A 9,148-nucleotide genomic window follows, 5' to 3' on the forward strand; every position below is an offset into this window, starting at 1 on the left:
CACCGGCCACCCCTGGATGCCGGCACTACCCGCGCCCACCTGACCACGGACACCGAGCCGAGCGCACCGGAGGCCGAACGGCCGACCGGCGATCACGCCATGCCACCACACCGCTGAATGTTTACGTCGAGTTGTGTGCCACCCGGATGTTCACGGTGGTGGCCCAGGCGCACAGGTGGCTGCGCGCCCGCGGGAGCTGGCCGCGGCTGGTGGCGGTCAACCCAATGGTCGCCGCGGCGCTGGACGCTGCCGAGCTGCCCGCCGTGTTCACGCTCTACCGCGAGGCCACCCGCGAGATCAGCGACGTGTCCTGAGGGTGGAGTCAGCTGGTTCGGGTGACGGCGGACGGTCACTCACCGCTGTTCGGCCTGGTGGATGGACCACGCGGAGTTGATCAGTCCGATGTGGCTGAACGCCTGGGGGAAGTTGCCCAGCTGGTCGCCGGTGGCCGGGTCGATCTCCTCGGCGAGCAGGCCGAGATCGCTGACGTAGCCGACGGCGCGTTCGAAGACCTCGCGGGCCTCGCGGGCGCGGCCGGCCATCGCGAGGACCCTGGCGAGCCAGAACGTGCAGAGCAGAAAGGTGCCCTCGCCCCCGGACAGCCCGTCCACGCCGGCGTCGGCCTGGTAGCGGTACACCAGGCCGCGGTCGTCGGTGAGCCGCTCCGCGATGAGCTCGGCGGTGGACAGCACGCGCGGGTCGGCTGCGGGCAGGAACCCCACGATCGGCAGCATCAGGGCGGCGGCGTCGAGCTCGGGCGCTCCGAAGGACTGGGTGAAGGCGCCGATCTGTTCGTTCCAGCCCTGCGCGAGCACCGCGTCGCGGATCGTGTCGGCCTCCGCCGCCCAGCGCTCCACGCGGTCGGTGGCGTGCAGCTGGTCGGCCATCGCGACGGCGCGGTCGAGCGCCACCCAGCACATGACCTTGGAGTACAGGAAGTGCCGGGCCTCGCCGCGCACCTCCCAGATGCCGTTGTCCGGTTGCCGCCACTGGCTGGCCGCGGCGTCGGCCAGGCCGGCGAGGAACGTTCGCGTGGCCGGTTCGAGGTCGCCGAGCTGCTCGCGCAGGCGGAAGGCGGCGTCGAGCAGCTCGCCATAGACATCGAGCTGTGGCTGTGCCCATGCGCCGTTGCCGACCCGGACCGGCCGGCTGCCGCGCCATCCGGCCAGATGCGGCAGGACCCGTTCGGACAGGTCGCGTTCGCCGCCGATGCCGAACATGATCTGCAGCGGCCGCTCGGGGCGGGAGTGCGCGGCCGCGGCAGTCATGAAGTCGAAGAACTGCTGGGCCTCGTCCGGGCAGGCCGCCACCCACAGCGCCCGCATCGTGAAGCTCGCGTCCCGGACCCAGGAGTAGCGGTAGTCCCAGTTCCGCTCACCCCCGATCTGCTCGGGTAGCGAGGTGGTGACGGCGGCCAGAATCGCGCCGGTCGGCTGGTAGCTCAGCGCCTGCAATACCCGTCCGGAGTGGTGGACCAGTTCCCGCCACGGCCCGTCGTAGCTCTGGTGAACCCGCGACCAGGCACGCCAACCGGTGATGGTGGCCTCCAGCTCGGCGGCGATCTCCTGCTGACTGTATGGCGGCGAGACGGGCTTGCCGAGCCCGGTGCGCCGCAGCGCGAAGTACACGCGCTGCCCGGCTTCCAGCTCGAACCGGGTGCGCGCCTCCCCGTCGAGGTGTTCGAGCGGGAACGGGGTGGTGAGCGTGAGCCGGTCGGGCCCGCCGGTGGCCGTGATCCCCCCTTCGGTGTCGGCGAGCACCGGGACGACCAGCCCGTACTCGGGACGCGGCCGGAAGCACAGCTCGACCTCGACCCTGCCGGCGGTGCAGTGCAGGCCGCGGAGCAGGGCGTGCGGGGCGTGTTCGCCGAGGCGGTGCGGATCGCTCGACTCGCCGAGCGCCATGGCGTCGTGGAGTTCGAGCGTTCCCTGCGCGGTGTGGAACACCGTGCTGAGCACCATGGTGCCCTCCACGTAGCTGCGTTCCGTCGAGGCCGGGGCGGTCGGACGGATCGACCAGTGGCCGGCGTCGTCGTCGAGGACGGCGGCGAACACCGACGGGCTGTCGAACCGCGGAAAGCACAGCCAGTCGACCGAACCGGCGGTGGTCACCAGGGCGGCGGAATGCCGGTCGGACAGCAGCGCGTGGTCGGCGATGGGGACCGTGCTCATGACGGTTCTCCCGTCGTCGGCCGGTGCCAGCGCCCATCGGCCAGGATGCGGTCGGCCTCGGGGGGTCCCCAGCTGCCGGCCGGGTAGGTGTGGACCGGGGGGCGGCGCGCCAGGGCCGGATCGACCACGCGCCAGGCTTGCTCCACCATGTCCTGGCGTGCGAACCGGTGAGCGTCGCCGTCGAGCGCGTCGTCGAGCAGCCGCTCGTAGGGCTGCTGCCACTGGCCGAGCGCGGCGTGGAAGTCGACCTGAAGATCGACGGGTCGGGTGACGATGCCGCGACCGGGCTGCTTGGCCTGCAGGGTCATCGTGGCCGCCGCGTCCTGTCCCAGCCGCAGCCGCACCAGGTTCGGTTGCGGGTCGCAGTCGGCTCCGGCGAACAGCGGCTTGGGCGGGCAGGCCAGCTCGACCACGGCCTCGAGCGCGGTGGTCGTCATCATCTTTCCCGTACGCACGAAGAACGGCACGCCGGCCCACCGCCACGAGTCGATGTTCAGCCGGAGCGCGGCGAACGTCTCGGTCGACGAGCTGGCGGCCACCCCCGGCTCGTCCCGGTAGCCGTCGAACTGGCCGCACACCAGCTGCCCGGGGTCGATCGGGCGCATCGCCCGCACGACCTTCACCTTCTCGTCGCGCAGCGCGTCGGCCGTCGAGTCCACGGGCGGCTCCATGGCCAGGTACGCGACCACCTGGAGCAGGTGGTTCTGCACGACGTCCCGGATCGCACCGACCTCGTCGTAGAAGGCTCCGCGTCCCGCGATCCCGAACGACTCCGCCATCGTCACCTGCACCGACGAGACGTAGTGACGGTTCCACAGCGGTTCGAGGAGGGTGTTCGCGAAGCGGAAGGCGAGCAGGTTCTCAACCGACTCCTTGCCCAGGAAGTGGTCGACCCGCAGGATCGCCTGCTCGTCGAACACGTCGTGCAGCGCGGCGTCGAGCCGGCGTGCCGACTCGAGGTCGTGGCCGAAGGGCTTCTCCACGACGACCCGCGACCCGCGGTCGAGGCCCGCTCGGGCCAGGCGGTCCACCACGGTCGGGAACAGCGCCGGTGGGATGGCCAGGAAGTGTGCGGGCCGCTGTGCCGCGGTCAGCTCGCGGGCGAGATCATCGAAGGTCGCGGTGTCGCGGTAGTCCCCGGTCACGAGTGTGAGCCGGCGGAGGAAGGCGGTCATCGCGTCGGGGTCGACGTCGTCGACCGCGGCGGCGACGGCGTCGCGGGCGTGCCGGCGGAACGCCTCGGCGTCCATGTCGGACAGCGCGACGCCGATCACGGGCAGGTCCAGCCGCCCCGCGGCGGACAATGCATACAGCGCAGGCAGCAACATCTTGCGGGCCAGGTCGCCGGTGGCACCGAAGAGCACCAGCGCGTCCGACCGCGTCGTTCCGGTCACGATCCTCCCTCGTTCGTCGAGCGTTGACATCCTGCGTCGGGCCCGCTCTCCCTCGCGTCGTCGCCGACATCCACCGGAACGACCGAAGACCGGGCGAACAGGTCGCCGACCTCGATCCCCATTTCCTGGTACAGCAGCGGTGGGACCGAGATGTCCGCCAGATAGAGCCTGCCACCTCCCGGGCACCAAGCAGCCCGGTCTTGGGCAGCGCCAGGGTGAGTGTCGCGGCCGCGTGCACACACGGCCGTGCCGCGCGGCCGGTGGTCACGTCCAGCCCGCTGGGGGTGTCCAGGCTGAGCACGGGGGCGGGATGGGCGTCGGCCCATCGGATGAGGTCCGCAGCGGGTTCGGTGGGATCACCGGCGAGGCCGTACCCGATGAGCGCGTCGACGATCAGGTCGGGCTCACCGACGGCGTCCACGCCGGACGGCGCCGGCGCGGTGCTGATCGGCACGCCCATGCGGCGGAGGATGTCGAGCTGGTGCGCGGGAACCGGTCCGAGCCGCGCCTGCGGCGCCGACAGCACCACGTGCACGGCGCGACCACGGTTGACCAGATGCCGGGCGGCGACCAGGCCACCCCCACCGTTGCCCCCGGGCCCGGCGAGCACGACCACCCGCCGCGGCCCGAACGCGGCCACGGCCAGCTCCGCGAGGCTGCGACCGGCGTTCTCCACCATCTGCACCAGCTCGATGTGGAAACACTCGATCATCGCCCGGTCCACGTCCCGCATCTGCGCGGCGGTGACCGCCGGCCACCCGCTTCGCCGCTTCATGATCCACCTGCCCTCAGCATCGAACGCGCGAGTGGTGGAACCCCCACCGACCGTTCCGGCGCTCGCCGTCTGTCAGCCAGCCGACAGTGCCCTCCTGGAAGCGGCTCGGAGCGGGTGGTGTCTCACCGGCGGGTGTAAATGAGCGGACGTAGTGATCCTCTCGCTAGGGTTCGACCGCGGCCACGGTCTGCTCCCCGAGGGTGACGGCGTAGTCCCCGCAGCGCAGGCCGCGCCGCTGCGTGCGGACGTGTTGATTGGCGAACTTGTAGGGGTAGCGCTCGTGGGCGTCGACGACGATCTCGAGCTCGGTGACGCCGCCGGTTCGAGCGTGCCGACCCGTACGCCGCTCCGCATCGACCGTGTCACCGATCCTGCGCCGTATCCCGGTCGATGCGCTGGCCTTTGCCGCCATCGGCGCCGGAAACGGGAGTTCGCAGGTGCCGGTCCGGCCTGTCGGTGATGATCACCGCGCCCGCCGCGAGCGCGCCGTGCTCGGCGACGTGCCGTAGGCACGCCGCTGCGTCGACCGGACCGTCCCCGGCGTGTTCATGGAGGCCAAAACCATGACCGACGAACAGCAGCACCAGGCCCTGCTCGTTCACAGCTTCTGCCCAGCCGCGCGGCAGCGCGATGGGGGCCTCTCGCAACAGGGGGTGAAAGTGGGGCCAGCGCAAAGTGATCGCCCCGGCAACGTTGACGAGGATGCGCCATCCGGGAACCGGCCGCAACGACAGGTGATCGACGTCGGTCGTCATGGCGAGGCCGCGTGCCCGCACAGCGGAGTAGAGCGCATCTACCCGCACGATGCCGGCATCGGACCTGCCGGCGGCTTCGCCCTCCATGAACAACGCCGCAAACCGCCAGCGCCGGTTGGTCCAGAAACCGGCTTGGACGTGAAGTTCGCTCGCCGTCATGGTCGCCACCTCCGCGCCTACGAGCCCGTGATGAGGTGGAAACCCGCGGGGCCAAGACATCCGTCCAGGGATTGTCAGCAAACGAACAGAGTTATCCCCACCCCCGGTGGGGTGGCTAGACTTCGGTCGTGTGAGCCACCATGAACCCGGCGTGGGAGGAGGCGTGATGCCAGCCGAGATCTTCTCAGTTCCCGAGATCAGTTGCGGCGCCTGCCAGGCGGCGATCGAGGGTGCGCTGAAGCCCATCGAGGGCATACGGCGGCCCAGCGTTGACGTGGTCGCCAAGCAGATGAACGTCGACTACGACGAGGCCCTGGCGAGCCGCCCGGTACTGGTGGCGGCCATTCACGAGCAGGGCTACGACGTCGAGGAGTAGAGCAAACCGATGACGCAGACAGCGACCGAGCCCCTCGACGGCCAGGACAAGCGCCGCGACCTGACCTTCGCGGTGGACGGGATGACCTGCGGGTCGTGCGCGGCGAGTACAGAAGATCATGGGCCGCCAGCCCGGGGTCGTGGAGGCAGAGGTGAACTTCGCCTCCCGCCAGGCCCGAGTCCTCGCCGGGCCGGACCTCGACGTCGAGCAGCTGCGCGCGGCGGTCACCGACGTCGACTACACACTGCGCGACATCGACATGGGTGGTGGCGGCGAGCCACCCGACGAAGAGGCCGCGGCGGAGCGCTCCTGGCGGGCGCGACTGTTCGTGGCCTGGCCGCTCGGGTTGGTGGTGGCCTACCTGGCGATGTTCTACGGGTCGCTCGGCGAGCAGCCGTGGGCCCAGTGGACCGAGTTCAGCGTGGCCACCGTGGTGCAGGCCTACGTGGGTTGGCCGTTCATGCGCGAGGCAGCCAAGCGCGCCCGCACGCTCACCGCCAACATGGACACCCTGATCGCCCTGGGAACGCTGACCGCCTACACCTACTCCACCGCCCAGATGTTCCTCGGTGGAGCGAAGTACTTCGAGACCGCCGCGATGATCCTGGCGTTCCTGGTGACCGGGCGATACTTCGAGGCACGCTCCAAGCGACGCGCCGGCAAGGCCATCCGCTCCCTGCTGGAGCTGGGCGCCAAGCAGGCCCGAGTGCTGCGTGACGGGACCGCGGTCATGGTGCCCATCGAGCAGGTCGCGGTCGGAGACCTGGTACGAGTGCGGCCCGGCGAGAAGATCCCCACCGACGGCGAGGTCCTCGACGGCGCCAGCGCGGTGGACGAGGCCATGCTCACCGGCGAGTCCGTTCCGGTGGACAAGCAGGTCGCTCCACCGTTGCCGGAGCCTCGGTCAACACCAGCGGTGTACTCACCGTGCGCGCCACCGCGGTCGGATCGGATACCGCGCTGGCGCAGATCGTCGCTCAAGTACAGGCCGCGCAGTCGGGCAAGGGCCAGGCACAGCGGCTGGCCGACCGAATCTCGGCGATCTTCGTGCCGAGCGTGCTCGTCATCGCCCTGGTGACCTTCGGCGCGTGGTGGCTGTTCGCCGGCGACCCTGTGGGCGGGCTGGTGGCCGCTGTCGCGGTACTGATCATCGCCTGCCCGTGCGCGCTGGGCCTCGCCACCCCCGTGGCGATCATGGTCGGGACCGGTCGAGGTGCGCGGCTCGGCGTCCTCATCAAGGGCGTGGAGGTGCTCGAACGCACCCGCAAGATCAGCACGGTCGTATTCGACAAGACCGGCACGCTCACCCGTGGTGAGATGACGGTCGCCGAGATCGTCACCGAACCCGGCACCGAACACGCTCAGCTTCTGCGCATGGTCGGTGCGGTGGAAGCCGACAGCGAGCATCCGATCGGTCGGGCGATCGCCACCGTACTGCCTGCGGTCGTCGAGCTCATCGGCAGTGGGCACGAACTTGCGCAGCAGTCTTGCCAGAAGCGGGGTCAGGGCGGTGATCGCTCTACTGACCGTCGACTGAGACACACCGCGAGCCTCCGCGATCTCGGCCTGGACCCGATTTCGACGCATATAGGTCAGGGCGACAACCACCGACCCGTACAGTCCTAGAATCTGAGGCCACTGCCGCTCTTCCGGGGGAACCTCCGACTGGATCGTCAAGCACAGATCCACGAGCTCTTCCTGGTGCAGGCCAGTGGTATGATACAACGCGACGGTCCGTTCACGTGGGCTTGTGTTGGCAAACCCATTCTCGCGTGAATCGGACCGTCACTCGTTTGTCGACACGCGCAAGTTGATCTCAGAACCGTAACGAAACGCTTCGCTGAATAACCCTCACTGGAAGCGGCGCAGCGCGGGATCGTTGGTGACAATCTCCTCCTCGAGCGGTGTCTCGTCAGCCAGTTCACATATCCGGGTAGACCCCGATGCCGACGAAGTCTTGACCGCCGGAAACCAGACCGCGATGTCGCCGGCGTCGCTGACCACAGCCCACACGTCTTCCGCCGGTCGATTGATACGGGTATGGGATCGCAGGGTTGCCATCTCTACTCCTTCATCGTGGCGTGCGGTTGGGGTGTGCTCACCCTGCGGGAGGGTAAGCAGTCCGTGGGCGACCTCGCCGAGATCCGCCCCAGTGTCGTGGAGGAACCCACGGTCGGCGGTCATGACGCCCCGGCGCGTCGGAACAGGCGTCGCCAGCGGCGCCGCTCGCCCTCCTGCCGTGGCTCGGGTTCGCCTTCGATGCTGACCGGCGGGTAGAAAGCGACGTGGTTCTTGATCCGCAGGGCCGCCGGGCTGGGGTCCGGGTAGTACCACGCGCCGTCCGGGAGCGTCCCCTGTGGCCGAACTGGCCGTGGACGTGTTCGACCCTCGGCGAGTGGTGGTACTCGCCGGTCCCGGCGGCAACGGCGGGGGCGACCTGGCGGCGGCCCGCCACTTGGCCAACCGCGGCCGCGACGTGCACCTGCTCCTGGCGAAGCCCACCGAGCTCCTCACCGGCGTTCCGGCGCATCAACTCGACATCTTCACTCGCATGGGCGTGCCCGTCATCACCGTGGCGCCCCACGGGTCGGGCTCGCTGGTCGAGGGGCTGAGCGAGATCGACTTGATCGTCGACGCGCTCATCGGCTACAGCCTCGTCGGGGCGCCCACCGAGCCCACCGGTGGGCTGATCCGCTGGGCCGACACCCATCCCGCGCCCGTGCTGAGCCTGGACACCCCGAGCGGGCTGGACGTGACCACGGGCGTCGCCGCGAATCCGTGCGTCCGGGCCACGGCCACGTTGACGCTGGCCCTGCCCAAGATCGGACTGCTTGGACGGGCCCAGGTCGGCCAGCTCTATCTCGCCGACATCTCCGTGCCCCGGCTGCTTTACGAGCGGATGGACATCGACGTCGGCAACATATTCGGCAAAGATCCAATCGTTCCGTTGGGCTGCGACGGCACGCTGCGGGCAGGCTGAGATGGAAACGCGAACCTAGTGCCCCGACGACCGCTGACGTAGACGGCGCCGCACCTGCCCGGCGAACGCAGGCCCCACGAGCGCGATGGCGGCGAGCGTGAGAAGCGGGACGTCACCGAGGCTCGCGTATGGGGTGAGCCCGGTGCGAAGCGGCACCCTCTCGCGAAGCAGGCCGGGCGCACCGAGCGCGGTCTGCGCCACCACCTGGCCGTCGGGGAGGACCACGGCGGAGTAGCCGGTCGGGGCGGCCTGCAGGACCGTCCGGCCGAACTCCCGCGCCCGCAGCCGCGCGGCCGCGACCTCGATCGCGGGGACCTCCTCGGTCACGTACGAGGCAGCGTTGGTCGGCACGAGTACGATCTGCCCGCCCGCGGTGACCGCCTCGCGCACCCGGTCGGCGAAGAGCACCTCGTAGGAGATCACCACCCCGAGCGGACCCACCGGCGAGTCGAGGAGGGCCTCGCCCTCGCCGACGATGGCGTCGCGGGGGACGAGCGCGGTCAGATCGGTGAGCCGCTCGAGCAGCGCGCGGCCGGGG

11 protein-coding genes and 2 pseudogenes are annotated in these 9,148 nt (G+C 70.1%); 5 read left to right on the plus strand and 8 right to left on the minus strand.

Going from position 1 to position 9,148, the window contains the following annotated elements; translation table 11 throughout:
* The first annotated feature begins 146 nt into the window (after nucleotides 1-146).
* The gene (locus KME75_RS36820; RefSeq protein WP_219419568.1) at nucleotides 147-314 is read left to right on the plus strand and encodes an STAS domain-containing protein; all 168 of its coding nucleotides are present in this window, start codon (nucleotides 147-149) and stop codon (nucleotides 312-314) included.
* Between the two features lie 39 nt (nucleotides 315-353).
* On the opposite strand, the gene KME75_RS36825 is transcribed toward KME75_RS36820, so the two are convergent.
* The 5 genes and pseudogenes from KME75_RS36825 to KME75_RS36840 form a co-directional block, all read right to left on the minus strand.
* Nucleotides 354-2,171 carry a glycoside hydrolase family 15 protein gene (locus KME75_RS36825; protein ID WP_219419569.1) on the minus strand — a complete coding sequence of 606 codons (1,818 nt, stop codon included), beginning with the start codon at nucleotides 2,169-2,171 and terminating at the stop codon, nucleotides 354-356.
* Nucleotides 2,168-3,565, minus strand: coding sequence for a glucose-6-phosphate dehydrogenase (gene zwf / locus KME75_RS36830; protein ID WP_219419571.1), 1,398 nt, complete (start codon nucleotides 3,563-3,565; stop codon nucleotides 2,168-2,170). Before zwf ends, KME75_RS36825 begins: the two co-directional genes overlap by 4 nt.
* 175 nt (nucleotides 3,566-3,740) lie before the next feature.
* A pseudogene (locus KME75_RS47180) lies at nucleotides 3,741-4,340 on the minus strand (NAD(P)H-hydrate epimerase); the annotation flags it as partial.
* Nucleotides 4,341-4,503: 163 nt separating this feature from the next.
* Nucleotides 4,504-4,752: a hypothetical protein gene (locus KME75_RS36835; RefSeq protein ID WP_219419572.1), complete on the minus strand. Its 249-nt coding sequence runs from the start codon at nucleotides 4,750-4,752 to the stop codon at nucleotides 4,504-4,506.
* Nucleotides 4,703-5,254, minus strand: a complete 552-nt coding sequence (locus KME75_RS36840) for a hypothetical protein (protein ID WP_219419573.1) — start codon at nucleotides 5,252-5,254, stop codon at nucleotides 4,703-4,705. The genes KME75_RS36835 and KME75_RS36840 overlap by 50 nt, the downstream gene beginning before the upstream one ends.
* Nucleotides 5,255-5,420: 166 nt before the next feature.
* Between KME75_RS36840 and KME75_RS36845 the strand changes: the two genes are divergently transcribed.
* The 3 genes from KME75_RS36845 (at nucleotide 5,421) to KME75_RS45375 (ending at nucleotide 7,256) form a co-directional block, all read left to right on the plus strand.
* Complete coding sequence (locus KME75_RS36845) at nucleotides 5,421-5,630, plus strand: heavy-metal-associated domain-containing protein (RefSeq protein WP_219419574.1); 210 nt, start codon at nucleotides 5,421-5,423, stop codon at nucleotides 5,628-5,630.
* A gap of 151 nt (nucleotides 5,631-5,781) precedes the next feature.
* Nucleotides 5,782-6,708, plus strand: coding sequence for an HAD-IC family P-type ATPase (locus KME75_RS47655; RefSeq protein WP_219419575.1), 927 nt, complete (start codon nucleotides 5,782-5,784; stop codon nucleotides 6,706-6,708).
* Nucleotides 6,600-7,256, plus strand: coding sequence for an HAD-IC family P-type ATPase (locus KME75_RS45375; protein ID WP_504739533.1), 657 nt, complete (start codon nucleotides 6,600-6,602; stop codon nucleotides 7,254-7,256). The genes KME75_RS47655 and KME75_RS45375 overlap by 109 nt, the downstream gene beginning before the upstream one ends.
* Nucleotides 7,257-7,481: 225 nt before the next feature.
* Here KME75_RS45375 and KME75_RS36860 read toward each other — a convergent pair whose 3' ends face one another.
* Both KME75_RS36860 and KME75_RS47185 read right to left on the minus strand, forming a co-directional pair.
* On the minus strand, nucleotides 7,482-7,691 hold the full coding sequence (locus tag KME75_RS36860; protein WP_219419577.1) for an SRPBCC family protein: 210 nt from the start codon (nucleotides 7,689-7,691) through the stop codon (nucleotides 7,482-7,484).
* 119 nt (nucleotides 7,692-7,810) lie between these two features.
* A pseudogene (locus tag KME75_RS47185) lies at nucleotides 7,811-7,969 on the minus strand (DUF427 domain-containing protein); the annotation flags it as partial.
* A gap of 17 nt (nucleotides 7,970-7,986) precedes the next feature.
* Here KME75_RS47185 and KME75_RS36870 point away from each other — a divergent pair.
* Entirely contained in the window at nucleotides 7,987-8,610 is a 624-nt protein-coding gene (locus KME75_RS36870; protein WP_219419579.1) for an NAD(P)H-hydrate epimerase, read from the plus strand.
* Between the two features lie 15 nt (nucleotides 8,611-8,625).
* On the opposite strand, the gene KME75_RS36875 is transcribed toward KME75_RS36870, so the two are convergent.
* Nucleotides 8,626-9,148, minus strand: a 523-nt coding sequence (locus tag KME75_RS36875; protein ID WP_281424848.1) for a nitrilase-related carbon-nitrogen hydrolase, incomplete at its 5' end; no start/stop codon positions are given.

The organism is Pseudonocardia nigra (assembly GCF_019396355.1).
In the GTDB taxonomy this organism is placed as follows: domain Bacteria; phylum Actinomycetota; class Actinomycetes; order Mycobacteriales; family Pseudonocardiaceae; genus Pseudonocardia; species Pseudonocardia nigra.